25 protein-coding genes are annotated in these 25011 nt (G+C 41.8%); 5 read left to right on the top strand and 20 right to left on the bottom strand.

What is annotated here, in order from left to right:
* Window positions 1-13 precede the first annotated feature (13 nt).
* Window positions 14-454: a DMT family transporter gene (locus tag ACM1ND_RS12840; protein WP_023988632.1), complete on the bottom strand. Its 441-nt coding sequence runs from the start codon at window positions 452-454 to the stop codon at window positions 14-16.
* Window positions 455-800: 346 nt separating this feature from the next.
* Between ACM1ND_RS12840 and ACM1ND_RS12835 the strand changes: the two genes are divergently transcribed.
* The gene (locus ACM1ND_RS12835; RefSeq protein WP_023988631.1) at window positions 801-1694 is read left to right on the top strand and encodes a LysR family transcriptional regulator; all 894 of its coding nucleotides are present in this window, start codon (window positions 801-803) and stop codon (window positions 1692-1694) included.
* 980 nt (window positions 1695-2674) lie between these two features.
* Here ACM1ND_RS12835 and ACM1ND_RS12830 read toward each other — a convergent pair.
* Window positions 2675-3430, bottom strand: a complete 756-nt coding sequence (locus ACM1ND_RS12830) for an AraC family transcriptional regulator (RefSeq protein WP_418027870.1) — start codon at window positions 3428-3430, stop codon at window positions 2675-2677.
* A gap of 118 nt (window positions 3431-3548) precedes the next feature.
* On the opposite strand from ACM1ND_RS12830, the gene ACM1ND_RS12825 reads away from it, so the two are divergent.
* Window positions 3549-5465 (top strand): right-handed parallel beta-helix repeat-containing protein, encoded by a 1917-nt coding sequence (locus tag ACM1ND_RS12825; RefSeq protein WP_418027868.1) that lies wholly within the window; start codon window positions 3549-3551, stop codon window positions 5463-5465.
* A 196-nt stretch (window positions 5466-5661) separates the two neighbouring features.
* Here the strand turns inward: ACM1ND_RS12825 and ACM1ND_RS12820 are convergent, their stop codons facing one another.
* From ACM1ND_RS12820 to ACM1ND_RS12800, 5 genes are read right to left on the bottom strand one after another with little or no spacing between them, the layout of a single operon-like run.
* Window positions 5662-6627: a zinc-binding alcohol dehydrogenase family protein gene (locus ACM1ND_RS12820; protein ID WP_023988628.1), complete on the bottom strand. Its 966-nt coding sequence runs from the start codon at window positions 6625-6627 to the stop codon at window positions 5662-5664.
* Window positions 6624-7259, bottom strand: a complete 636-nt coding sequence (locus tag ACM1ND_RS12815; protein ID WP_023988627.1) for an ABC transporter permease — start codon at window positions 7257-7259, stop codon at window positions 6624-6626. Before ACM1ND_RS12815 ends, ACM1ND_RS12820 begins: the two co-directional genes overlap by 4 nt.
* Window positions 7256-8026, bottom strand: coding sequence for an ABC transporter ATP-binding protein (locus ACM1ND_RS12810; protein ID WP_025723011.1), 771 nt, complete (start codon window positions 8024-8026; stop codon window positions 7256-7258). Before ACM1ND_RS12810 ends, ACM1ND_RS12815 begins: the two co-directional genes overlap by 4 nt.
* A 14-nt stretch (window positions 8027-8040) precedes the next feature.
* The gene (locus ACM1ND_RS12805; RefSeq protein ID WP_418027865.1) at window positions 8041-8952 is read right to left on the bottom strand and encodes a glycine betaine ABC transporter substrate-binding protein; all 912 of its coding nucleotides are present in this window, start codon (window positions 8950-8952) and stop codon (window positions 8041-8043) included.
* 9 nt (window positions 8953-8961) lie between these two features.
* On the bottom strand, window positions 8962-9618 hold the full coding sequence (locus ACM1ND_RS12800) for an ABC transporter permease (RefSeq protein WP_418027863.1): 657 nt from the start codon (window positions 9616-9618) through the stop codon (window positions 8962-8964).
* A gap of 131 nt (window positions 9619-9749) precedes the next feature.
* Between ACM1ND_RS12800 and ACM1ND_RS12795 the strand changes: the two genes are divergently transcribed.
* Window positions 9750-10103 carry a winged helix-turn-helix transcriptional regulator gene (locus ACM1ND_RS12795; RefSeq protein WP_023988623.1) on the top strand — a complete coding sequence of 118 codons (354 nt, stop codon included), beginning with the start codon at window positions 9750-9752 and terminating at the stop codon, window positions 10101-10103.
* A 182-nt stretch (window positions 10104-10285) separates the two neighbouring features.
* Here the strand turns inward: ACM1ND_RS12795 and ACM1ND_RS12790 are convergent, their stop codons facing one another.
* Together ACM1ND_RS12790 and azlC are read right to left on the bottom strand one after the other, a co-directional pair.
* Window positions 10286-10618 carry a branched-chain amino acid transporter permease gene (locus ACM1ND_RS12790; protein WP_023988622.1) on the bottom strand — a complete coding sequence of 111 codons (333 nt, stop codon included), beginning with the start codon at window positions 10616-10618 and terminating at the stop codon, window positions 10286-10288.
* Entirely contained in the window at window positions 10599-11330 is a 732-nt protein-coding gene (gene azlC, locus ACM1ND_RS12785) for an azaleucine resistance protein AzlC (RefSeq protein ID WP_023988621.1), read from the bottom strand. The genes ACM1ND_RS12790 and azlC overlap by 20 nt, the downstream gene beginning before the upstream one ends.
* Window positions 11331-11437: 107 nt before the next feature.
* On the opposite strand from azlC, the gene ACM1ND_RS12780 reads away from it, so the two are divergent.
* A complete protein-coding gene (locus ACM1ND_RS12780; RefSeq protein WP_028541279.1) occupies window positions 11438-12829 on the top strand; it encodes a PLP-dependent aminotransferase family protein in 1392 nt (463 codons plus the stop codon).
* Between the two features lie 224 nt (window positions 12830-13053).
* Here ACM1ND_RS12780 and ACM1ND_RS12775 read toward each other — a convergent pair whose 3' ends face one another.
* From ACM1ND_RS12775 to ACM1ND_RS12735, 9 genes are all read right to left on the bottom strand, one after another.
* Window positions 13054-13473 (bottom strand): ester cyclase, encoded by a 420-nt coding sequence (locus tag ACM1ND_RS12775; RefSeq protein ID WP_028541280.1) that lies wholly within the window; start codon window positions 13471-13473, stop codon window positions 13054-13056.
* 245 nt (window positions 13474-13718) lie between these two features.
* A complete protein-coding gene (locus ACM1ND_RS12770; RefSeq protein WP_053325447.1) occupies window positions 13719-14072 on the bottom strand; it encodes a hypothetical protein in 354 nt (117 codons plus the stop codon).
* 344 nt (window positions 14073-14416) lie between these two features.
* Window positions 14417-14725 (bottom strand): hypothetical protein, encoded by a 309-nt coding sequence (locus tag ACM1ND_RS12765; RefSeq protein ID WP_025723019.1) that lies wholly within the window; start codon window positions 14723-14725, stop codon window positions 14417-14419.
* 120 nt (window positions 14726-14845) lie between these two features.
* Window positions 14846-16696, bottom strand: coding sequence for an ABC transporter ATP-binding protein (locus tag ACM1ND_RS12760; protein WP_068938424.1), 1851 nt, complete (start codon window positions 16694-16696; stop codon window positions 14846-14848).
* A complete protein-coding gene (locus ACM1ND_RS12755; RefSeq protein ID WP_023988614.1) occupies window positions 16689-18452 on the bottom strand; it encodes an ABC transporter ATP-binding protein in 1764 nt (587 codons plus the stop codon). The genes ACM1ND_RS12760 and ACM1ND_RS12755 overlap by 8 nt, the downstream gene beginning before the upstream one ends.
* A gap of 73 nt (window positions 18453-18525) precedes the next feature.
* Window positions 18526-18936 (bottom strand): MarR family winged helix-turn-helix transcriptional regulator, encoded by a 411-nt coding sequence (locus ACM1ND_RS12750; RefSeq protein WP_028541283.1) that lies wholly within the window; start codon window positions 18934-18936, stop codon window positions 18526-18528.
* Between the two features lie 562 nt (window positions 18937-19498).
* The gene (locus ACM1ND_RS12745; protein WP_226887813.1) at window positions 19499-19726 is read right to left on the bottom strand and encodes a hypothetical protein; all 228 of its coding nucleotides are present in this window, start codon (window positions 19724-19726) and stop codon (window positions 19499-19501) included.
* An 8-nt stretch (window positions 19727-19734) separates the two neighbouring features.
* Window positions 19735-20958 carry a Ger(x)C family spore germination protein gene (locus tag ACM1ND_RS12740; RefSeq protein WP_028541284.1) on the bottom strand — a complete coding sequence of 408 codons (1224 nt, stop codon included), beginning with the start codon at window positions 20956-20958 and terminating at the stop codon, window positions 19735-19737.
* Complete coding sequence (locus ACM1ND_RS12735; protein ID WP_028541285.1) at window positions 20939-22468, bottom strand: spore germination protein; 1530 nt, start codon at window positions 22466-22468, stop codon at window positions 20939-20941. The genes ACM1ND_RS12740 and ACM1ND_RS12735 overlap by 20 nt, the downstream gene beginning before the upstream one ends.
* Window positions 22469-22646: 178 nt before the next feature.
* Between ACM1ND_RS12735 and ACM1ND_RS12730 the strand changes: the two genes are divergently transcribed.
* Window positions 22647-23759, top strand: coding sequence for a GerAB/ArcD/ProY family transporter (locus ACM1ND_RS12730; protein ID WP_023988609.1), 1113 nt, complete (start codon window positions 22647-22649; stop codon window positions 23757-23759).
* Window positions 23760-23922: 163 nt separating this feature from the next.
* Here the strand turns inward: ACM1ND_RS12730 and ACM1ND_RS12725 are convergent, their stop codons facing one another.
* Together ACM1ND_RS12725 and ACM1ND_RS12720 are read right to left on the bottom strand one after the other, a co-directional pair.
* Complete coding sequence (locus ACM1ND_RS12725) at window positions 23923-24129, bottom strand: xenobiotic reductase b (RefSeq protein ID WP_310165312.1); 207 nt, start codon at window positions 24127-24129, stop codon at window positions 23923-23925.
* A gap of 99 nt (window positions 24130-24228) precedes the next feature.
* A complete protein-coding gene (locus ACM1ND_RS12720) occupies window positions 24229-24978 on the bottom strand; it encodes an NADH:flavin oxidoreductase (protein WP_310165309.1) in 750 nt (249 codons plus the stop codon).
* Window positions 24979-25011: the final 33 nt, after the last annotated feature.

Here is a 25011-nt window from a genome sequence, read left to right as displayed (position 1 = left end):
CCCCCAAATGTATTTAAAATTTTTGTACGATAAAGACTCCTGCAATAACCAAAAGAGCTCCCAATAATCGAGGAATATTCAAAGTGTGCATACTAGCACCAATTAATCCAAAATGATCAATGATCACCGACACGATTATTTGTCCAGCTAAAACGTATCCAACCGTAGCTGCTACTCCTATTCTGGGCATGAGAATGGTTGTCGCCAATACATAGAAAGCACCCAGTAGTCCTCCTGTCCACATCCACCAGGGAGCTTCAAACCATTCTTTTTTGAACAACGATCCTTTTACAAAAAAAGATATGATTATTAATGAGATGGCACCTACTGTAAAAGAAATGGCCGAAGCAACAATAGGTGATCCCACCACCGTCCTTAGCTGCGCATTAACACTAAATTGTGTAGGCAAGGCCATTCCTGCCAATAATGCGAAAATTATGAATATGATAGCCATGTATTTTCCCCTTTCTCTTACTTTGATCAATTAGCCAATCTGAAATTGAACGAAGTGCTTCAATAAATCGTTTATCCGATTTTAGAACCACGAGAAAAGAAAATACCAAAAGAACGGTTTCAAGTGTGTCCATTGCAAAAGTAATCCCGCCTCACAGTATTATCCCCTCTCAAATTCTGAAGATTGAATATCTCCTACAGATGAGTCAATAATATATCTTAAATATGGGAATACTAGATTGATCACCTTCTCAATTTATCGATTAATCATTGACAACCCGAGTATAATTCACGCAGTATAATAAGTAAAATTAATAATAAGTATAGGAGGTATACTAAATACTTATATGGATATTAATTATGAACTCTATAAGATCTTCTATATCACAGTAAAAGCTGGAAGTATGTCTAATGCGGCAAAGGAACTATTTACATCACAATCGGCAGTTAGTCAGTCCATAAAACTGCTTGAAAATAAGCTAGGTGGACAGTTGTTCCATAGAAGGGCACAAGGAGTGTCCCTTACTGCGGAAGGAGAGATATTATATCAATATGTAGAACAAAGCTATGAGTTATTACAGGCGGCTGAAAGAAAATTTTTGGAATTAAGGAATTTAGATGCTGGCCAACTAAGAATAGCCGTAAGCACAACAGCTTGTAGTAACTTCTTGATGCAATACCTAGAGACATTCTCCTTGGCTTACCCTAATATCGAGATTTATATCAAAGATCAATCTACTCATTCTACAATTAAGCAGCTAGAGTCAGGCGAAGTTGACATAGGAATCATCAATCTGAACGGAAGCAGAGATTCTCTGACGGTGATTGGAAAAATAGAAATACAAGATTGTTTTGTAGTAGGTGAGAGATTTAAAGAAATATGTGATAAACCAATATTCTTAAAAGAACTAGTAGTAAATTACCCGATCATTCTCATGCAGAAAGGACTTAATACCAGAAAATATATTGACAACTTTTTCACTTCATATGGCTTAAAAGTAATACCTAAAATAGAACTGAGTACCATGGAACTGTTAATTGAGTTTGCTAAAAAAGGTTTGGGCATATCGTGTGTAATCGAGGATTTTGTTCGCAGCGATTTGGATCAACAACAGCTATTCATAGTGCCCATCCAAGAAATCATACCTAAAAGGTTTTTAAGTATTGCTATCAAAAAAGACTTGCCCCTTTCTTCAGCAGCTCAGAAGTTTATTGAGCTTTTTCAAAGCTGCACAGTATAAATTTATAAATTGGGTTATTTATTAAAGAATTGTCTAAAAAAAGCTCACTAAGGGCTTCTTATTTGACAGTCAACGAACCTCGCTTCAACCGCTCCAGAATGAGGTCGTCTGCTCCTGCGACAACTGGATGGTCAGTATAGTGAGCATTAAATAGGTAGATATCTAATCGGCAATGGAATAATCAAGTTCTTGTCCTTGGCTCGGAGCATGAACTTGATTTCTTAAAACAAAAAAGCCGTCATTTAGGCGGCTCCTAATGCAACATGGCTTTTGTCATCCGACATTTTTTTATTAACTCAAAGCTCAAGTTTACCAACCAATTTTTTTGAATCAATCTCCTCGTTCCGACATGACGTACCAACCGCAGTGCCCTTCGGCTGTTAAAAGTATAAATTTTTAGAAAATTCATAACTTTGGAACTATTTTTTTTCACAAAATTTAATGAACCGAAAACACAAAATAGCAAGTCTCTAAGTTGCAAGAGACTTGCTATTTTTAAGTTTTGGCGACTTGACCCTTAAGAATGAAGTGAATACTGCCACAGCGAACGTACCGAAAACATTTGTTGTGTGATGTATACTGTGTACGAATCGAATCGTTTTTGTTGCCGAGCGCATCACAACCGAGTGAGCTTCTACCCTGTGACCAGACAGGAAACGAACCCTTTGAAACCACTCACCAGATATTCTGATAAGCCCTCGTAAATCACGGCTTTTAGATGACAAGGGATTGCCGCACCTGTTCACATAACCGATTTAAAATGGTGTGCGTCATGTAGAAAAATTCTTGGTAATTGGATGGCTGCGTTTATGGATTTTCTAATTTATTGCTAGCAAAACTTTGGATTAGAAGGATCGTAAATTATGATCTGAAGATTGTTGAGAATTAATGATTATATTTTCAACATAATCACCAGCTAGTTTAAGCTGAAGGTCAACAAAGTGCTCAACGCATTCACCTTATGCTTATGCCGTTCTTCTTTAGTCCATTGCTCGATATTCTCTAGGCGCTCTCCTGGTTATTTCCTTGAAGTTACGATGAAAGGTTCTTAAATTGTTATAACCACACTTGATTGCAACTTCACCAATCGCCTGCTGGGAATTTTTCAGCAAATAGCATGCCTGTGAAATCCGATAATGATTTAAGTAGTCCGTGAAGGTCATGTTCATTTGTTGGGCAAACAACTTTGATAGATAAGGATAGTCATACTGCAGATGTTTTGCAATGTCTTTTAATGTGCAATCAGTAGAATAACTTTCCTCTACATAAAGCAGCATCTTATAGAGCACCTTTGTCTGAGGTGATTGCTTAACTAGGGTAAACGATTTCTGATTTATCAGATCAGCACAAACAGCATATAAAAAACTTTTCTGGCTATAGATTGAATTCAGCCTACTAAAATCAATAGCTCTCTCCAAATGCAATGCACTGTCATTTGGAATTAAGCCTTTTAAATTCATAAAAAAGTCGCCGATCAACTCTGGCGAAAAAAGGATGATTGTAATATCAGAGTAATCGATGGTCTTAAATTCATGCATTTGATTTGTAAAGATAAAGACCAGATCATTTTCCTTCAAAAGATACTCTTTTTGATCAATGGATACATATAGCTGTCCAACATTAACATAGATCATTTCATATGCGCGGTGAAAATGAAGGGGAAAGCTATAATTCTTCAAAGGAAAAAAATGAAAGAATTCTTCCCCCTCCATTCCATGTTTTTCAAATAAGACCATACAACTCTCCTTTGCCAGAACACTAATATTGTCTTAAAGTGTACTATATTTTGGATAGAATTAACAAATGTTATTTCCTATAATAAAATAAATTGAATTTAAAGGAGGATATAAGACTATGGAGTATCACGTAGCAAAAACTGGTTCAGATCACGGCCAGGGGAGTCAGGAAGATCCATTTCTGACAATCAATAAAGCAGCTTCTGCTGCTGTGGCAGGAGACACGGTTATTGTCCATGGAGGGGTATATCGTGAATGGGTAAAACCAAAATTTAAAGGATTAAGCACCAAGAGAAGAATTACTTATCAAGCTGCAAAAGGTGAAAAAGTAATCATTAAAGGCTCTGAGCATATTCAAAGTTGGCAGCATGCAGAAGGGAATGTTTGGAAGGTTGTATTGCCGAATGAGTTTTTTGGTAACTATAACCCATATGCTCTTGAAGTGTCCGGAGATTGGCTCGTAACAATTGAGGAAACCAAGCATTTAGGAGACGTTTATTTAAACGGTATGTCTTTTTATGAAGTCAACCGCTTTGAACAACTGATCGATCCGAAGGTTACAACAGAAGTATTGGACCACTGGACAAGAAAAATGGTTCCTGTTCATAATCAGGAACAGACAAAATATGTCTGGTTTGCAGAAGTGAATTCTGATAATACAACCATATATGCAAATTTCCAAGGCGCTGATCCGAACAAAGAATTTGTTGAGGTTAACGTTCGCAGATCTTGTTTCTATCCCCAAGATACAGGGATTGATTATATTACAGTAAGAGGCTTTGAAATGGCGCAGGCCGCAACACCATGGGCACCTCCGACAGCGGATCAGCCTGGACTGCTTGGCGCCAATTGGAGCAAGGGTTGGATTATTGAAAACAATATCCTTCACGATGCAAAATGCAGCGCCATCAGTATTGGTAAAGAAGCCTCCACCGGGCATAATTATCGCTCCGTCCGGAAAGACAAACCCGGATACCAGTACCAGCTTGAATCTGTCTTTTCTGCTGAACGTAATGGCTGGTGCAAGGAAAAAATCGGCTCCCATATTATCCGTAATAATACGATTTATGATTGCGGTCAAAATGGAATTGTGGGTCACTTAGGCGGTGTATTTAGTGAAATTCATCACAACCATATATATAATATTGCTCTGAAACGTGAATTCTACGGTCACGAAATTGCAGGAATCAAGCTCCATGCAGCCATAGATGTCCAGATTTACCATAACCGTATCCATGACTGCTCTTTAGGATTATGGTCAGATTGGCAGACACAGGGAACAAGGATTAGTAAGAATTTATTTTATAGCAATAATCGCGATTTGTTTGTTGAAGTAAGCCATGGGCCATATATCGTTGATCACAATATAATGGCTTCTGAATATTCTCTGGACAATGTGTCACAGGGTGGAGCTTACATAAACAACCTAATCTGCGGTAAGATGAATCATTGGAAAGAAATGACACGATCTACACAGTATCACCTCCCCCACAGCACCAAAATCGCAGGTTTTTCTTTCATTTACGGCGGTGATGACCGTTTTTATAATAATATTTTCATTGGAGCTGATGGATTAGAAGGTGTCGGAACGTCCCATTATAAAAACCACACGGCTTCTTTAGAAGAGTATATTGAAAACGTACACAAAAATCCCGGAGACGCTGAAATATTTAACTTGGTGGAACAACCTGTTTATATTAATAACAATGCGTATTTGGCCGGAGCAGAACCGTTTGAAAGAGAAAAAGATAAGATAGTTGACAAAAGCTTTCATCCAAACTTCAGAATAGTTGATAAGGGAGAAGAAGTTTATCTTTCCTGTGAATTACCGGAAAATTTCGATGTTTTTCTAGGTGAAGTACATTCAACAGCAACATTAGCACGGGTACGTATCGTTGACGCTGAATTTGAGCGCCCCGATGGTAGTGAAGTGATCCTGGATACTGATTTGTTGGATATGCAGAGAGTAGAAAAGTCTCCAATAGGGCCGATTACACTTTTGAAAAAAGGTAAAAATTATATTAAAGTTTGGTAATCCCTTATAGAAAAAGCCTTACACCTCTATAAATTATGGTGTAAGGCCTCTTTCACTGATATCGCTTGAATATTTTTTCAAATATAAGATTTTTGAATTTAATTTTATTAATGATCTGGCACATTTAGGCTTGCATCACGTTCTAGAGAACATCAACAACGATGTGTCACTACCCTTGAAATCTTAATCTTCTGAACTAATCGTTCAAAATTACGATCTTACCATTCGCATCATTACTCTCCATTAAAAGATGAGCTTCTCGGATTTCTTCTAGCTTGAAAACTTTAGCAATCGGCGGAACAATTCCATGTTCTTTAATATGATTGAACAGGTCGATTAGTACGTTTTCTTTGATAACTTCACTTGTAAATGCCGTAAAATAAACACCTGTCGGTATATCAATTAACGGTTCAAAGGAATCAAGTGTCCATTCATTTCCCAGTATCCCTGACATGCATAAGGTCCCTTGCTCTGAAACCAGTTGCAATGATTCCTTTATTGTGACGGTGCCGACCAACTCCAGGACCTTGTCTACGCCATTTGGAGCGATTTTATAAACTTCTTTTGTAAAATACTCATCATCGAGTAAAGCAAAGTCTGCTCCAGCCTGCTGAAGATATGCTAGCTTTCCGTTGTTCCGAGTGGTTGATATGACTGTGGCGCCTGTACTTTTTGCTAGCTGAAGGGCAGCCAGACCAACAGAACTCGTCCCACCGCGAATGAGAAGCACTTCGTCAGCAGTTAATTGGAGACATTCGAATAAGGACGCATACGCCGTATAATACATTTCTGGAATTGCAGCGAGCTCAGTCCATTTCATTTCAATTGGAATGGAATAAACCTGTTTTGAAGGAATCAAAACATATTCAGCATAACTTCCATCAAATTCTCGGCCTAATCCCCCCATTAATGAAGCAACACGCTCCCCTTTTTGAAATGTGCTGTCAGATGGATCTTCGATCTGCCCTATGCATTCAATACCAATAATCCGTGGGAATTTGACGGATAGGGAATGTCCCTGTCTTGTAAACATTTCAGAGCGGTTTATTCCAAAAGCTTTGATCTTAACAAGTACCCAACCTGGTTTAACTTTGGGGATTGGAACTTCTTTTATCTTTAGTTCTTCAGGTTTACAGGCCCTTTCCAGTACAACAGCCTTCATAAAAGTGATCTCCCCGATCCAATGTAGATTCGTTTTTCAAACTGAATGAATACTGCATTCGTTCCAATAGCGAGACACGCTGACAATACACTTCCCCACAGAATCTTATCTATATTCATGGTTCGTAAGCCATCATTTAATATCGAGCCTAATCCGCCTGCATTTATAAATGCTGCTATAGTCGCCATTCCAACCGTAGATACGGATGCTAGCCTTAATCCTGTAAAAAGAGCTTTGATGGCCAAAGGCACACGAACATGAAGCAATACCTGAATACGGCTCATACCAAGCCCAGTAGCTGCCTCAATAATAGACTGTTCAACATGATTCAAACCTGCAATAAACTGACGTAGTAGGATATATTGGTTATATGCTATGAGCACGGTAATCGCTGTCGTTTTACCCAAACCTGTCACGGGGATCATGATTGCGAACAAGGCCAAGCTGGGAATTGAATAAAGAATCGAAAAGATATAAATGAGTAACCTGGATATCGTTTCTGAAGTCAGGGCTAAAATTGTTAAGAGTACTGTGACGACAATGGAGATCAGCATGATCACAATTAGCATCTCCACATGCTCCAGTAATGCAATTCCTAACTTATCCGGATGCTTAATGGCATATTCGATCACTTTAACCCCTCCCAGAAACGTTCTTGCTCTCTTGAAGATTGAATAAGCGATGCGACAAATTCATCTGCGGGATGAGCAACAATTTCTCTTGGAGTATCAAACTGACAGGCTTTACCTTGATTCATGATTATTACCCTGGTTCCCAGCTTAAATGCTTCATTGATATCATGCGTTACGAATAGGAAGGTTTTCTTAACTCCCCCATGAATCCGCAGAAGTTCATCCTGCAAATTTAGACGAGTCATGGCGTCTATGGCTCCAAAAGGTTCATCCAATAACATTGTATTAGGATTTGTTGCTAAGGCCCTGGCTAGTCCAATTCTCTGTTGCTGACCTCCCGATAGTTGAGAAGGGTAACGATTTAGGTAGTTTACTGGATCTAACCCAACCAAAAGTAACAATTTGTGCACCATTTCATCCACCTTCGTTTTTTCCCATTTCAAAAGCCGGGGCACAGTAGCAATATTTTGTCCAATGGTCATATGAGGAAACAAACCCACTTGCTGAATAACATAGCCAATCCTTCTCCGTAGCGCTACAGGATCAATTTCAGCAATGTCATCACCAAATAGTTTTATCTTCCCTTGGGTAGGTTCAATTAAACGATTTACCATTTTCAATAGTGTGGTTTTTCCTGATCCGGACGAACCCAGTATGGTTATAAATTCGCCTTCCCTAATAGACAGATTGACATGATCAACAGCTAAGTCATTGGAGTTTGCGTATGTTTTGCACACATTTTGGAATTCAATTGCTATAAGACTCATGTTATCCCCCACACTCATTTAATTGAGTCATAAAATTCTTTTGCCACATCTTCATATTCTTTTTTATCCACGTCCACTTTTGCATTCAAGGCGGTTACCGTTTCCGTATCCAGCGCCGCACTCACCTTATTAATAACCTCAGCTATCTCTGGATTTGTATCCAGCAGATTATCACGAACAACAGGAGCCAAGTTATACGGAGGCCATACTTGTTTGTCATCTTTCAACAGTGTGAACTGATCTTTATTAACTAGTTGCCCTTCTGTTGTGTAAGCTGGGGCAACATCCGCTTCATTGTTTTTAAGCACTTCATATTTCAAGCTGTTATCATATACTTTAGATGACTTCCAATTGAACTTACCATACACTTTCTCTAGAGCTGGAATTCCGTCTGCACGTTGGTCAATTTCTCCTTGTGAGGCGAATCGAAGCTTACTTACATGTTTTTGTAGATCAGTAATTGTAGTAATTCCTAGATTTTTAGAAACTTCCGAACGAATAACAAGTCCTGCTCCATCATTTGCTTTAGAGTAATCTAGCCAAGTAATTTTAAATTGCTTTTTATATTCTTCCTTAACTTTCTTATAAACCGTGTCAGGATCAGTGAGCATATCTACTTTCAATATGGATAATAAACCGGTACCTGTATATTCTGGATACATATCGATATCGTTGTTAACAATAGATGAATGGATAACGGAGCCCGCAATATTGGGTACTCGCTCTACCTTATATCCCGCACCCTCTAAAGCCAAAGCGTAAAGTTCACCCACAATCAAATTCTCAGTAAAATCTTTCGTACCGATCCGTATCGTTGCTGCTTTATCTTCAGCATTTTCTGTTTTATCACCACATGCACTTAAAATGAGCGACAATACAAGAAAAATTGAAATTGAAAAATACAGTTTTCTCTTGTTTCTAGACATATCTTTTACCTACCTTTTCAAAAATCTATATTTAAACAAAATACGCTCGGACATATCAAGCATTACCCCGACTGTAATTGCTAAAATTCCCACCGAAAACCCACCAATCAAAAGTAAATCCACTCGATTAAGTCCTAAACCAGTAAAGATGATTTCCCCTAATCCACCCGCTCCTATTTTGGCAGCCAGGGTAGCACTCGCAATGACCTCAATGGCAGCTATTTTAATCCCTGTCAGAATCATTGGCGCAGCTAATGGGAATTTGACTCGCCACATTACCTGTTCTTCTGACATACCCACTCCATGAGCAGCTTCAAGCAAAAAAGAGGGAACAGACTCTAAACCGGCTATCATATTCATTAATATAGGAGGAATTCCCAACAGTACCAGGGCAATTAAAGCTGGTTTTGTTCCCGTCCCCATAATAGGGATTAGAAGGAGTAGAACAGCTAAACTAGGCATAATTCTTAGAACTTGGAACAAGGATACGATCCATTTCTCTGTTCGTTTGTACTTACAGGTTACATAACCCAACACAATTCCAATGGAGGCAGAGCAGAGTAAAGCTAGTAAACTTATTATTATATGCTCTTTCCCAGTAGCTAAAAAAACATGCATGTTATTTGAAAAGTAGGCTGTTAATTGCATCCATAAGCTGTCATTCAAGGTTTCTCCACCTTTCGTTTAATTTGCTTTTTCCTCGACCGCTTTATAATATAAGCAATATAATCGTTTTGAAAGTAGGCACCTTTTTATTAGATAGGAACCAAAAAGTAACTATTGGAGGATTAGACCGAATGATTACAAAAAAAGAGTTGCCTCTTTGTCCGGTGGCGACAACGGTTGGACTTATAGGAAACAAATGGAAGTTGCTAATAATGAGAGACCTTTTGAAAGGAACCAAACGTTTTGGTGAACTTCGTAAAAGTATTCCAGAAATCAGTCAAAAAGTTCTAACAGAAAATTTGCGGTCTATGGAAGAGGATGGTATCGTCATTCGAACCGTGTATGCCGAAGTACCACCTAGAGTCGAATACAGCTTGAGTGATTTAGGGAATACTTTAAGACCCATCATTAATGTTATGGAAACGTGGGGTTTGGAATATCATAAGCTCAATGAGGAAATTCCTCGTAACATGAAGGATTCTTAAAAAACTGAGCCCGATTAAGTGTTTTGAGGACGAGAATGACAAGCCTTTGAATATTTTAAAAACAACGGAGGACTAAGGTTAACATTAGTCCTCTTGGGTATTGTTCGTGCAACTGATAGTCACTCCAACTATTTTGTGTAAAGTTTCAATAGCTAACCTGCAACAACGGAGATGATCAACTTTTAGAATATAAATTGGACCAGGAACATATAGAGCAGTGTACCGCCAGCGATGGATATCAGCATGTTTCTTCTCCAGAGATGCAGCATAATAATGACGACAATGGAAATCAATTCGGCCACACCATGAGACCCAGAGAAAAAAGTGACATCCTTAACACTGTAAATGACCAGCAGTCCTAAAGCTGCCGAGGGAAGCACTTTGCCGAGATACTGTACATATTTAGGTGTGGGACGTCCCGAAGGGAACAAAATAAATGGAATAAATCGGGTCATTATCGTTCCCAAGACGACCATTCCTATCGTTGTGATGTTCTCAAACAAAGTCATGGACATCGTGTCTCTCACCTGTCTTTCTATCTAGTGATTTTCTCATGAAGGAGAGCACGATAAGAAGACCTATCATAGATGGAACGATGAAATTTTCGCTATTAAAAATAAGCAGGCAAAGGACCGAAATTCCCAAACCCAACAATGCACTATGATGTGTGCTCTCTTTCATCCATTGTTCAATAAAGATCACAACAAAGAGCGCCGTCATCACAAACTCAAGCCCCTCCATATTAATGCGCACCAGAGATCCGAAAAATCCACCAATGGCAGCGCCAAATACCCAGTAGCTATGATTAAGCAGGGTTACGAAAAACATATACCATCCCTTGTCGACTTCTTTGGGGATGTTTGCCGTGTAATTAATTGAAAACGATTCATCACATAGTCCAAAAATTAAATAGAACTTTTTGAATCCGGTGCCTCTGTATTTTTCAAGCATGGATATGCCATAAAATAAATGCCGTGCGTTCACCATTAAGGTCATTAGCAAGGCACCTAGTGGATTGAACGGACCGAGCAGTAAATGCACTGCAACAAATTCCATGGATCCGGCAAAAATAAATAGGGCCATAAGGATCGCATACCCCGCACCAAAGCCAGATATATTCATAAGAATGCCGTAGGCAATCCCTAGAAACAAGAATCCAGCCAGTATGGGAAGTGTGGAAGGGAAAGCTGATTTAAAGGCCAATTGAAGCTTACTTCTGTGTATCATCGTTGCTACATCTCCTTGACAAGATTACATTTCTTCGTTAGTTTAGCAATGTAAATCCATACAATCAATGATACAATTGTATGCATTACAATATTGTGAGGTGTGCTATGCCATTTAATTCGTTTGAACATTATCCGATGTCGTGGAAACCTGACAGGGATAGATTGCAACGACCGCTTTATCGCTCTCTCGCCCTATTGCTGGAACATGACATCAGACATGGCTTTTTGGCTCCGGGTACAAAACTTCCCCCTCAGCGGGAGCTGGCCGATTTTTTGGATGTGAACTTCACAACGATTACACGCGCATACAAGCTTTGCGAGCTTAAAGGATTAATTCATGGTGTGACCGGAAACGGCACCTTTGTTTCAGCCAACGCGGCTCGGTCGGTCACCATTTCAAAAGATCCATCCTCAAACGTACATATTGACCTTGGTTTTGTTGCCTCATTTGAGCAAACCAATGATCTGGTTACTGAGGCCTTAAAGCACGTGGTAGAGAAAAGTTATCTGGAACAGCTATTGAATTACAATGATCCTGCAGGTATCCCGCATCATAAACTGGCTGCTCTCAATTGGATGAAGGCTTTTGGCATCCAGGCCGATACTGAACATATGGCGATCGTTTCAGGAGCCCAAAATGCATTAGCTATTACACTCTTAGCACTGTTTGAACCCGGGGACCGAATTGCGGTTGACCAGTATACGTATGCCAATTTTATTGAAGTATCCAAAATGTTTCGTATCAAACTAGTTCCCATTTCAGGGGATGAGTATGGTATGTTACCTGAAGCTCTGGAAGACCAATGTTCTCAATCGAATTTACATGGTGTGTTTTTAATGCCTTCCTGCGCTAATCCCACGACCATTGTAATTCCGGAAAAGCGAAAAAAAGAATTAGCTCAGGTCATTCAAAAACATCATTTGATCCTGATTGAGGACGACATTCATGCCTTTTTGTCAGCGGACATTATAGATCATTATGGTCAGCCGATGTATCAGCTGCTCCCTGAACAAACGGTTTATATTTGTAGCACCGCCAAATCCATCTGCTCAGGTCTTCGAGTGGCCTATATCGTGTTTAACGAAGCATTCAAAGACACAATGATGAAGGCCATATACAACGTCAACGTCAAAACATCCTCTTTGGACGCAGAGATCGTAACTGAGCTGATTCTGTCAGGAAAAGCAAATATGATTGTTACGAAGAAAAAACAATTGGCCGAGACAGCCAACCAGTTATTTGCTGAATTCTTCCCAAATACTCTCCACGGGGGACATCCACTGAGTTTTTATCGATGGCTACGTTTACCAAAAGTTATGCACGAAGCTTATTCTGAAGGTTTTTTTCTGGAAAAAGGGGTTCGTGTATTTCATTCCAATCGATTTCTGAGCGGTGGGAATGCAGAAGAAAATTATCTAAGAGTAGCGCTTTCATCCACTAGTTCTTTAGAGGAATTAAGAAGAGGATTAGAGATTTTAAGAGAGAGCCTCGAATGAATTGATGTCTTGATGCGTATAGCTACATTCAAAGGCTCAGGCATTATTTTATTTATATTTCATAACAAAGTACGAATGTTCACAGCACAAACAGTGTATGTCTTTTATTCGTCTAAAATGGAAAGCTTCCCTATGTAGCTTCCATTTTAGACGAACATTTGTCCTACTTAGCTACATATCCATCGAACAAAGAACACCATCAGATGTCGTATTGAAATGAACCTCTACGAACTTGGAACAGCGCCAATTTGTTGAAGTAATCCAAGCATATCGGGTTGACCATATTCTTCTACAATTTGCCCATCAGAGAATCGATAAAAATTCATCGCTTGAACCTCGATGGTTTTCCCTGTTGGAGGAAAACCGAAGAAACTGCCTTGGTGCGTACCTCGCATAATGAATCGCGCAGCTACCTTATCGCCTTCAGCAACCATCTCCTTCAGTGTCCATTGGATATCAGGGAAGCCAGTTCGCATCATTTGGATAATTGCAAGATATCCATCCGGTCCCTTCATCGCATCTTCCCGTGCTGGGACATAGAAAATCGCATCTGGGGCAATAAGTTCTTCTGCTAGCTTTACGCTAGCCGTATTTATGAACTCTGTAAACCGGTGCATCTGTTGTTTATTCGCTTCAATTGTCATTCTCAAATTCCTTTCAAAATTTTTTATCCTTTTCGTTTCGTGCCCATCACCATTGAAGTAAAAGGTTCCTGCTTGATCAGTAAATCTCCCTCACACATCAATATCATAATTGATAACTAAAGACTTCAAAGTTACGATATTAATTTAACTTAGGTTTTCAAATTCATAATAAGTTCGCTCGTGTTTTTTGTGAAGTAGGCACCTTAATGTTCTATAGTAACCATTTGGTAACTAATAATACTTATTTATTCATTCATTTCATCAACATTATATTCGAAAAAATCAAAATCAGCATATTGTTGATGTTTAACACGATCGGCACAGGTCAAGCCAACAAAACTACCTGTAAACTCACCATACTTGCTATATTCATCAGAGAATATCGTGGTATCTAAGCCAATTCCAATAGCTTCATATTCTTTACCGTCATAACTCCTGAGCGACTGAAAATGTGTTCCTGCATAAAAGCGAAGTGTATACGCAATATTGCTGTAGGACGTAATCGGATTGTTCGCTGCCTGGTCCACATCCTGGGAGTTTACCGTCAACGGTTGTTCGCTAATTTTCCAGCTTGAACTGCCTCCCGTAATGAGAAACAACGAAATATCTCTAACATAGCATACGTTTCCCCTTTCGTTGATCCAGCTGTTAAGTCTCTTAGCATCCAGCCAATGAATATGTATTTTGTGGTAATGGATTGTTCTTCCCAGTATATTGACATATCAGGTCCTCCGTTTTCCTCACATCTGCCAATAAGAGGCGATCAGCGGATGAAGTCTATCATTTTGTAGCTTTACTATGTCCACTGCAGTTACGTGGTTAACAAAAATGCTGACATCTATGTAACTCGATGTCAGCAGTCAGAAATCAGCACTGTCCATTGCTGTAAAGATACACTACGAAGTCAATAACCTTCAGTAGAATAAAAATAGTGAATAGTTCTTCACCCATCCACCACATCTGCTTGCAAATCTGTTGCAATTTCAATCATCTTAGGCACGACAGCCTCATCGGAAATAGCCACATACACATCCCCCATATAATGGCGAAAAGGTATTTCTACGTCAGCATACTTCCACATGAAAAAATCTCCCTCAATCGACATGGTGCTCTCAGCACCTTGTATGATAAGCACTCGTGAATACGAAAAGTCTGGCTGGGATGCAAAGTAATCTTTGCACTCCTCCAGGGAAATGGATTGCTCCACCGGACTTTCCTGCATGGAACGGGTGATTCGAAAACGCTGGTTCATTGATCTGCCTCCACAATTATGATTAAGAAATTCTGGCTTTCATACCTTATAATGTCCACATGCTGATGTCAATGCTGATGGAACTATATGGATATTTATTATGCTTTCAAGCAGTTACTTTTAGGATGCATGTTCAAACTGACTGTTGTATAGATCAGCATAGAAGCCGCCTTTAGCCAGCAATTCCTCATGGTTACCCATTTCGATAATGTCACCATCCTTCATGACCAGAATCAGATCCGCATTCTTGATCGTCGAAAGTCGGTGAGCAATCACAAAGGAGGTTTTCCCCACAGTCAGCTGGTCCATCGCTTGTTGAATCAGCAATTCCGTACGCGTATCAACCGAGCTTGTGGCCTCATCCAGAATGAGCATGGGTGAATCTTCAATCATCGCTCTTGCAATGGTAATCAATTGCTTTTGACCGGCGGAGAGATTGGCTTTGTCGTCCAGCACTGTATCATAGCCCTGCGGCAGTGTTTTAATGAAGCTGTGCAGCCCCACCGCTCTACTAGCAGCTTCCACCTGCTCATCGGTAACATGATCTTTGGAAAAGACGATATTGTCACGAATCGTTCCTTCGAACAGCCAGGTATCCTGAAGCACCATACAGAATAATTCATGAATATTCTCACGCGTTAATTGGCTGATCGGGGTTCCGTCAATGTAGATTTCTCCATCGTTCAGCTCATAAAACCGCATGAGCAAATTCACGAGCGTGGTCTTACCAGCACCTGTCGGACCAACAATGGCAATTTTCTGACCAGCTTCAGCTTTCATGGAGAAGTCCTTGATAATCATACGATCTGTATTATAGCCGAAACGGACATGTTTGAATTCGACATCCCCTTTGGCGGTGTCCATCTTTATGGTCTTGTGACGCTCATCTGCCAATTCTTCTTCACCCAGAAATTCGAATACACGTTCACTGGCGGCAGCCGCCGACTGCAGATTGGTTGCGGCCTGTGCCAGCTGCGACAAGGGCTGTGTAAACAGACGAATATACACCATGAAGGCGACAATAGTTCCGATAGTTATAGTCTGTTGGTTGACCAGCAAAGCTCCCACGACACAAACCGCGACATAACCAAAATTTCCAATGAACATCATGACTGGCATCATCAGACCAGACATGAACTGGGACTTCCATGCATTTGTATATAGGCGGCTGTTAATGCCATGAAACACTTCCTTGGCTGCTTGTTCCCCGTTATATACCTTGACTACGTTATGACCAGCATAGGTTTCTTCGATATGACCGTTGATCTGGCCAAGCTCCGCTTGCTGTGCTACAAAGTATTTCTGTGAATGCTTCATAATCACGCTCATCAGGCAAAAGCCGATCAGCGTAGCTACAATTCCGGTAATGGTCATGATCCAGTTTGTATAAAGCATCATAATCAAGGCGCCCACGAAGGTAGCCAGTGCACCGACAAGCGTGCCGAGACTGTTGTTTAACGTTTGTCCGATGGTATCGACATCGTTGGTTACGCGGCTAAGCACATTACCGTAACTCGTAGAGTCAAAATACTTCAAAGGCATATGATCGATTTTTCGAGACAGCTCTGTCCGCATCTTCTTTGTAAGACGCTGTGAGACGGTTGCTGTAATGAAGCCCTGGAAATAGTTAAAGATAAGACCAAATCCATATAAAAGCGCCAATACAAGAACAATCTTCTGAACAGCACTTACATCAATCCCGGTTATGATTCCTTCCTGAATCAGGTTGGCAATATCACTGAGCTTATCCGGGCCAATCACGTTGAGGGTGGAGCCGACCAGGGCCAGTACCATAGCTAGTACAATCATAGGCACATAGGCCTTGCTGTAGGATACAAGCTGGCTGATGGTCTTTTTAAAATTATTCGCTTTTTCACCAGCACCCTTGCCCCCCGCAGGGCCTTTACCCATGGGACCTCCTTGATTCATTTTCATTTGCTGGCTGTCGACGGTGTGTTCATTCTTATCCATGTATGAGTTCCTCCTTCGAAAGCTGCGAATATGCGATCTCCTGATAGGTGCTGCAGTTCGTCATCAGCTCTTCATGCGTGCCGCTCCCTACAATCTCTCCCTGGTCCAGCACGATAATCCGATCAGCGTCTTTGATCGTACCTATGCGCTGACCAACGATAAGTGTCGTAGCGTGGCCGGTTTCTTTTTTGAGAGCGGAGCGCAGAATCCGGTCTGTTCTGTAGTCTAGTGCCGAGAAGGAATCATCGAAAATATAAATCTCCGGCTGACGGTAGATGGCACGCGCAATGGACAGCCGCTGCTTTTGACCACCGGACACATTCGCTCCACCTTGCGAAATTCTACCCTGATATTGACCATCCATTTTTTCGACAAACTCCGTTCCTTGAGCAATACCAACGGCTTCTTTGACAAGTTTCTCCGAAGCTCCTGCTCTTCCGTTATCACCGTACGAAACGTTGGATACGACCGTACCGTTGAACAGTACAGCTCTCTGAGGAACATACCCGATTTTGTTATGGAGTGCCTGCTGATTATAGTTCCTGACATTCACACCGTCCACGAGTACCTCTCCCTCGGTCACATCATAGAAACGGGGAATCAGATTGATCACGCTGGTTTTGCCGCTGCCTGTAGCGCCAATAAAGGCAACCGTCTCGCCTCGTTTCGCCGTGAAGCTGATGTTGCGAAGCACGGCCTCCTCCGCGTCCGGATATTTGAAGCTGACATTACGGAATTCCACTTGCCCCATAACGCTCTCTTCTCCAGTCGTCTCATGCCCATTAACGATGCTGGATTCGGTATTCAAAACCTCCATGATCCGTTTGGCAGAGATCGAGGCGCGAGGCATCAGGATGAATATCATACTTACCATCATAAAGGCCATAACCACCTGCATTGCATAAGAGGAGAATACGACCATATTGGAGAACAGCGTGATGCGGTCTGGTACGGCCGCCCCGTTAATCAGGTAAGCGCCGATCCAATAGATAGAGACACTCAGACCTGACATAATAAAGGTCATACCTGGGCCAATCATCGTCATTAAACGGTTCGCAAACAGGTTTGTATTCGTCAACTCGACGTTAGCCTGCTCGAACTTCTCCTGCTGATACTGATCTGCATTATAAGCGCGTACTACCCGAAGTCCGATCAGATGCTCACGTGTTACCCTGTTCAGATTATCGGTGAGACGCTGGATTCTCTGGAAACTTGGAAGAGCGAAAACAACAATGACACTTAGCATCAGGATCAGAGCAGCCACGGCCGCTCCTGTGGAGGCGGTCCACTGCCAGTTTTTATCTGCAATCTTCACAATGGCCCACACGGCCAGAATCGGTGCCTTGATGATCACCTGCAGCCCCAGCGCAACCACCGTTTGAATCTGCGTAACATCGTTCGTGGAGCGGGTAATGAGGCTTGCCGTCGAAAAGTTGTTCATCTCTTCCATCGAAAAGGATAAGGTCTTGTCAAAGACCATCGCACGCAGACGCATAGCCAGCCCTGCAGCCACCTTTGCCGCGAAATAGCCCACAATAATAGATGCAATCATACTGCCGACGGCACAAAACAACATGTAACTGCCGGGAATCAGCAGTTCGGACACAGGCGTTCCTTCCGTTTGCAGCTTGGTCGTAATTTCCGCCATATAATCAGGTAGCTTCAGATCAAGCCATACCTGCACAACGATGAAGGCTAGGCTGCAAACCACAAGCATCCATTCATTTTTCTTGAGATATTTGAATATCTTTAGCATTCTGTTGCTCTCCTTTTATCTGATAGTCTTTGATGCTTGGTGAAGTATGGTGCATCCTGCTCTGCATAGAAATTCAGCTTCTAGAGACAATAAGCTTAATGAGTCGGATCAGTTCTTTGGCATCTTCTTCGTCTAACTTTCGAAGAACATTCTCGGTCCATGCGATTCCTTCATTATGCCTATCAATCATAAATTGCTTACCTGAATCCGTAATGAATACAATTACCTTACGTTTGTCGCTGACATCAGTACGCCGTACAACTAGTCCTTTCTTCTCCAGGCTCTTCAGTGCCGTTGCTACCCGTCCCGTACTGACGGACAAGTATTCGCTCAAGTGGCCAGAGGTAACCCCGTCCTTATTGAAATTCAGACAAATGAGAATCCCCATTTCGCCACGTGAAAAGTGCCCTCGTTCCTCTAATGCCGGTTTCCGCGATTTGACGATATACTCGAATAGTTCTGTCGCTAATGCTTTATAATCCAATGGTCACAACACCTTCTCGCTAATACCTTATAGTATGAGATAATTAATCTTATAGTATAAGATAATAATATTGTCGGGTTATAAAGTCAATTAGAGAAAATATGGAATACAAAAAATCCTCCGTAACCAGCTTGTATTTTTACCAATTTTTCTACACAAAAGTCCAATGGAAATGACAAAAGAAAACTTGAGGAGCAGTTTGCAGCAGATATGGAGAAATCTCATGAATCTTGAAAAAGACCGCATCAGTACGGCTCAAATAATATTACTTGGGCTTTTCTCACTTATCGGGGATATGTAAGAGACTGCTTCTAAAAGTAAAGCAGCAGCTCACTAGGACTTGAAAAATAAAGTCTTAGACTGCTGCTGCTTTTACCAACATTCACTTCTACTATTAAAATCAAAGATACTACTACTATTTTTAAAAGCATTTCCTGATAGCAGCATTTCGCTGTTCAAGCAACCATCTCCCGCCACTCAACTGTGACCCATGATATCAACAAGATCAAACTATTAGGAACGGAGCGCTTTCCGAGGTACAAAAGGTGAATTTCCTTACAACCTAATAAAACCAGGATGTAAACAGATTGTTAACCGGTTTATAGATCATCATGACCAGAAGCAATGGGCTCGGCACATTGATTTTGTACAAGGAGCAGACCACTACACCAATGCCCGTGATCCAAAACAAGCCCCAGACCAGAAGGTCACGGCGCCTGCTTCCTCGTGTCAGCAAAGGCACATCGATGACCGCACAAACCGCTGCTGTTGCCAGAAAAAGCAGTAACACTATTGCGCTCACTCCTTGATATCTTCAATAAAAGATTTGTCTGTAATACCAATTCGGTTAATCGACACGCTGGCTTTGTAATGGATAGGTAGCGATTTTAGGTAATTGTCCCCTTTTTTCTGTTGTAGCCTAGCCCAAGCTTGGGGGTTGGCACGGTAGATCAACTGTCCAAAGCCCATAATATCCACATTATAGCGCTCATTAATTTGCTTAACTGCAGTTTTCATCCGCAAGATAATTCGTTCTTCCGATTTCCTTTCCAGCCCTGTAATCACGCGCTCTGCTTCCAGATTATCTTTGCTCATTACCTCTTCAACATTACACAAGGCCTTTACATGGATGTAAATATGTGGTTCACCGTCAATAATCTTGACTTTACGTTTGGTGTCTGTATGAAGTGCTTCAATGACGATGGGCCGTCCGTCGTCTCCTATTACAGAACCTGAGCTTTTGACAACGTTATTGGTGATATAATTGTAGCCAATCGTCTCGTTATCGCTTAACCACCCGATCATCTTATCCTTCCGAAATACGGCTATATTACTGTACTGTAATTTGGCTGTGGGCGAGCTATCTTCCACATTGCTCTTCTTTTCGCCCTCACTAACACTGCCGGACATCTTCACTCCGGTTAGCACCGGATTCTTCCCCTCGTACAACAAATCTTCAATAAATTGGTTCAAAGAAACAGCGACTGTTTTGCCCGATGTCTTATAAGATTTGTCCAGGGAATTATATAATTTACTTGCCGGCAATCTCTCTAGCGGGGTAAGGACCTTCAGAACATCTTCGGCAGTGGTGTCTTTGGCGACCATGGCATAGTAATCATTACGCGGCTCTCGGCTCCGCTTCATCATATCAAGTGCCTCGCTAATTCCTGCCCGGGCAAGCTCCTCTCCAATCACCAGTATACGGATATGTCCATAGTAGCCGGCTCTCGCACTTTCCAGACTGTACTTGCGCTGGGCTTCATAAATCGTTGGGACCGTAAAGGTAGATACAATCACTGGCACCCCGGCACCTCCCGTCCCTCCCGCCGCCTGCGAGGCAATTGCTGAAGGAATAACCACCTGCAGTGTAACCTTATAGCCAGATTCAGCCTTATCTAGCCCCATTCCCAGCACAAAGGCCATTTCATTTAACTCCTGTCTTTCCCAGCACCCGCTGAGCAGCATAGGGACCAAAAGGGTAAGCAGCAGTCGCGAAACAGTTTTACGGTTTTTTGGGCTCATCTGCCGACTCCTTTTGCTTGGTTGTGCTTTGACGGTCAAGATTTTGAATCATACTTTCTGCCGGCCTTGTCTTTAAACGCGGCCAGGTAAAGCGGAAGATGGAATCCTTCAGATCATTTGAACGGTATGGACCGATCGGACTCATATAGGGCATGCCAAAAGAACGCAGACTCGCCAAATGCAGCACGATTAAAAAGATACCGAATAGTATTCCGTATAGTCCAATAAAGCCAGCTAGTCCGATAAGAACAAAGCGAATGATTCTTGCAGCGATCGACATGCCCGTCTCTGGTATCACAAAACTGGATATGGCCGTAATGGATACAATGATAACCATTGCTGATGAGATAAAGCCCGCGGCAACCGCCGCCTGTCCTATTACAAGTGTTCCAACAATGGATATCGCCTGCCCTATATTTTTTGGAATCCTCACTCCCGCCTCCCGCAAAATCTCATACGTTAATTCCATGAGTACTGCCTCCACAAATGCAGGAAAAGGAACACTTTCTCTCTGTGCGGCAAGGCTGATAACCAGATTGGTAGGGATCATCTCCTGATGATAAGTCGTAACCGCCACATAAAATGAAGGCGCAAGCAACGTAATGAAAAAGGAAAGAAAACGGATGAACCGTAGCAAGGTGGCAATATCGGCCCGCTGATAATAATCTTCGGCAGATTGAAAAAAAGCGACAAAAAAGGTAGGCACCAACAGGACAAAGGGGGTTCCATCCACAAGAATCGCCACTTTGCCTTCCAGGATTCCCGCTGCGATAGTATCCGGCCGGTCGCTGTTATAGATCGTGGGGAACGGCGTAGCAGCCGTATCTTGAATAAACTCCTCAATATATCCGCTCTCCAGGATACTGTCCGTATCTATTTTGGCCAATCTGCGCTTCACCTCCTGCACCAGGTCAGGATTAGCGATGTTGGCGAGATACATAATGGATACACTGGTTTGAGTCACCTTACCAATTTGGAAGGTTTCTAGCCATAGCTGGCTATCTTTAATTTTCCTTCGAATCAGCGCCGTGTTTGTCCGCATATTTTCCGTGAACCCTTCCATCGGCCCACGTACAACTGATTGTGAGCTTGGTTCGCCTACATTGCGGTCCTCCCATCCAGGCAGTCCGATCCGTAGGGCGCTGGATGTTCCGTCAACCAGCACCATGATATTACCGGATAACAGCTCATGAACAAATTGCCCAAGGTCATGCGTGACGGATAGATCCCCCGCAATCAGCATACGTTTTCTCAAAAGCTCAATCTTCTGATTAGCATCAAGATCTCTCATTTGGTCAGGGGTACAACGTTCCTGAAGCGAAAATAATATGGAATTATGCAGAACCTGTGTATCCACAAGACCATCAATATAAAGCAAAGCGATATGCGTAGACTCATCCAATTCCAGCTTTTTAGTGATCAAATCGGTGCTTGTCCCGAGCAGTTGAACCAACTGCACCAAATTGTCCTCCAAGCGGTGTGATAATGTGCCAGTAATTGTATCCTTCATGTCACAACCTCCGCATTCCGTGAGCAAACTACAAATAGTATGACAGAAGAACTTGATAATTATCCCCTTAACATTCCTTTTCGACTATCAATTAATAATTATGTTATAAAATCACATACTAAAGGAAATGACAAAAGAAAACTTGAGGGGCAGTTTGCAGCAGATTTGGAGGAATCTCATGAATCTTGAAAAAGACCGGATCAGTACGGCTCAAATGATGTTACTTGGACTTTTCTCGCTAATCGGGGAAATGGCACTTGTGTATCCTGCAGCAATGGCAACCGGAGCCCACGAGGATGCGTGGATTGCCGCCTTGATTAGTATTCCGCTAGGACTTGCATGCGTAAAGCTGATGATATCTACATCAAATATTGATCCAACTAAAACGATTATTGAGCTTTCATTACAAGTATTAGGAAAATGGGTGGGTGGAGCTGTAGCGTTGAGTTATTTATTCTTTTTCCTGATTGCAGCCTCCACCTATATCAGAGAAATCGAAGATTTCATGTGCACACAGATTTACGAAGGGACACCCGGCGGGGTCATTCGCTTCATGGCGATTTTTCTGTTGGTGTATGGCTTGCGGCTGGGTCTTGAAACGCTGGGCAGAGCAGCCCAGATTTTTTTTCCTTTCTTTGCGTTTTTTCTGATTTGCCTAATCGTTCTCCTGTTCCCCGATGTCAAGATGGAGCGTATCCATCCTATTTTGAATACATCGTTTCCTGACATGCTGCACACCATTATGTTCGGTGTATTTTATCCCTTTGGAGAAATGTGCGTGTTCTTCATGGTGTATCCCTATGTCCAAAAACAAAGCAATACGAGCCGCAATATATTCATTTCTTTGTTGATCGGAGCTGTTGGACTCAACCTCATTTTGTTTCTCTCCCTAACAGTACTCGGGGCATATTTCTCAGAACACGAATTTTACGCTGCCTATATTCTTGCCCAGAGAATCAACATTGCTAATTTTTTGCAGCGGATTGAGGCTTTAATGGCCACCACGTGGATCATTAGCACCTATTTCAAAACAGCGCTTTTCTTTTACGCATTTGTTTTGGGGACAGCTCAGCTACTAAAGCTAAAATCCTATCGGCCATTGATCTTTCCAGTGGCATTTCTGATTTACGGACTGTCGCATCTGATTGCAAAAAATATTATTTTCTACGTCAAGGAGATCCCCGCCTACTGGGTAGATTGGGATTTCACCCATGCCATCGCTTTCCCGTTAATCCTGCTCGTTGTTTATCATATCAGGAAACGTATCAGTCACAACAACCAGCTAACGTAACTTTCGGGGCATATTCGGCAATCTTACGCACTTCTCCCTCCACAATTGCAAACCTTCTTCCATCTTCCATGCTCTCCGTGATCGCAGAGTTCATTCAATTAGACCTTTTGTAGAGTACCTTGATAGAGTACTTTACAGAAGGTCTAAAGGACGTACTTTTTTCTTAATCGACCAATTCAAAGTCCTTTATCGTGGCATTCGGTCTTAAAATCTTTTCCTGGTCAAATATAGCTAGCAGTTCATCATTTTTAACTTTGACAGGCCAATTATGATTAGCAAGAGCTCCTTTGCCCAAAGTAATAATATCGGCTGTACAATTTTCGACCATCTGACTTGCTTTAGATGGATCTTCCAGGTGTCCATTAGCCATCACTGTAATGTTTCCATACTTCTTGGCAAGCTCAGCAAGAGATTGTCTACTACTGTCTGGAAAGGCTGGTTGCCAAGCCTCATATTCCGTGACATGGATTTAATCAAGCCCCGACTGTCCTAACTGTTGGAAAATCACTTTTGCCTCTTCTTCTTTACCAGCCCACTTATGCTCATAATCATTTACTTTCCCTTGGGAGATTCGAATCCCAACTATAAAGTTTTCTCCTACGGCTTGCCGAACTGCACTCGATACCTCAACCAATAAACGAACACGATTGCTGAGGGAACCTCCGTATTCATCCGTTCCCTGGTTTGTATAGTCCGTAAGAAACTCATCCAGTAAATAACCATTTGCACCGTGAATTTCTACGCCGTCAAATCCAGCTGATTTGGCACGAACAGCAGCATTCACAAATCCCTGAATTACGTTTTCAATATCTTTCTTCGTTGCTTCCACAGGCATCGAAAAAGCTCCTTCACCGCCATAAAACGCAAGTTGCTCTCCTTGTGGTTGCACTGCTGATGGAGCCAATATATTTGATTCGAATCGGTTACCTTGAGATAAAGCACCCGCGTGTTCTAACTGAACAATAATTGCTCCGCCAGCCTTATGAACAGCTTCCACCACCTTTTCCCACGATTTAGCCTGTTCGTCAGTGGCCATCCCGGGCTGGTTGAAGTAACACTGACTAAACAGCTCATCTGTATAGGTTCCCTCAACAATAATCAAACCAAATCCGCCATGTGCAAATGAAGCATAGTATTGTGCCATTTGATCCGTTGCAAAGCCTTCTGGAGAAGCACTCGTGCGTGTCATAGGTGCAACACCTAATCGATTTTTCAGCACTATTTTTTAGTTCTACAAAATTAAATCGTCCAA

The organism is Paenibacillus sp. JJ1722 (assembly GCF_048282685.1).
GTDB lineage: Bacteria > Bacillota > Bacilli > Paenibacillales > Paenibacillaceae > Paenibacillus > Paenibacillus polymyxa_B.
The sequence above is the reverse complement of the archived record's forward strand: the minus strand, read 5'-3'. Positions and strand labels throughout refer to the sequence as shown.